Origin of the sequence: Vibrio sp. 10N.222.54.E6 (assembly GCF_041473955.1) — a bacterium.
Classification (GTDB): Bacteria; Pseudomonadota; Gammaproteobacteria; order Enterobacterales; family Vibrionaceae; genus Vibrio; species Vibrio tasmaniensis_A.
The window spans coordinates 1-1,118 of the sequence record NZ_JBFRTD010000055.1 but is presented as its reverse complement, the minus strand read 5'-3'; the positions used below and the strand labels follow the sequence as shown (position 1 = coordinate 1,118).

2 protein-coding genes are annotated in these 1,118 nt (G+C 44.7%); both read left to right on the top strand.

What is annotated here, in order from left to right; all coding sequences use genetic code 11:
- Positions 1-279, top strand: a 279-nt coding sequence (locus tag AB4513_RS24075) for a hypothetical protein (RefSeq protein WP_133151976.1), incomplete at its 5' end; no start/stop codon positions are given.
- An 83-nt stretch (positions 280-362) separates the two neighbouring features.
- A complete protein-coding gene (locus AB4513_RS24070; protein WP_102258274.1) occupies positions 363-893 on the top strand; it encodes a hypothetical protein in 531 nt (176 codons plus the stop codon).
- Positions 894-1,118 lie beyond the last annotated feature (225 nt).

The following is a 1,118-nucleotide window of genomic DNA, read 5'->3' as shown; positions in this document are numbered from 1 at the left end:
AGTACCGTCGATACCGTGGCACACACCCGCACCGAGATGCTGCATACCAAGGGAACGGGCGGACTCTTTAATCAAGCGCGCTTTGATGGGGTTACCGATGATGTAAAACTTCAACAAGAGGAAGCGCAGAAACCCATCATCAAACCTGAGCCGATGATTGAACTGACCGTCAAGTCGCAGGTAGAAAAGGAGATCACTAGACCCGAAAGGACGGAATACGTCACCTCCGACCAAGCCTATCCTGCGGTGCCAAGATACACACAAAACTCGAAAGAATAATACTTAACTAGGTGCATAAAAAAGAACTTTATGCACCGCCTAAATACTGGTATTATGATCAGGTATCTAGAGGGAGAATGACCATGAAAACAGTCTTACCATTACTGCTGCTTACCTGTGCGAGCGTGCAAGCTCAACCCCACTCTCCCGAGCTCACTCAACTGCTGAGCGAGATACATGAGCAATATGACACAGCAACGTTAGCTATGCCTAAAAGAGCAATGGCAGACATCACCAAACTGCCCTACTTCTTGCAGCACATTGACGAGACGGACACCGTGGAATCAAAAATTCTGAAAGCTCATCTGCGAGCACTACAAGAAGCATATTTCGGCAATGCTACCCGCCAACAAGAGCTAGGAGGTAATAACTGGTTCTGTATGCGTGATTTGATGGCACTCGATCCGAATCGCCACCCTGAATTTCTTGAAGATATGATCTGGACAGTGCTTGAAAAGACGGCGAAGAATAATCCTGAAAGGTTTACTCGATATAATTATTCATCTTCATTTGCAATGTCAACTTCGGTTATTTTTGAATATGGTCTGCAAACTGAATACCCTTGTTACAGCCCTATTCCAAAAGCCTTGCAATTTCAAGGCTGGAAATATTAATCTCGGCATAGGATATCCATCGAGAGTGAATGTAATTTCAGGTATAAGGCCAGTACGAGAGAGTAGGAACTCTTTATTCTAGACTAGGTATTCATTGGCCGCTGCTTGGGCACAAAAACGTTCCTTTAACCCCTTATATAGCCCAAGAAAGTATTACGTCCCTGTTCCCATGAGTACCAAGTAATAAAGTAAGCTCTTAAATGGCAGCGATCGTATTGGTACGCT

Bases quoted from the DNA above. Each gene is read 5' to 3' on its own strand.
- AB4513_RS24070 (WP_102258274.1), top strand. From the start codon at position 363: ATGAAAACAGTCTTACCATTACTGCTGCTTACCTGTGCGAGCGTGCAA.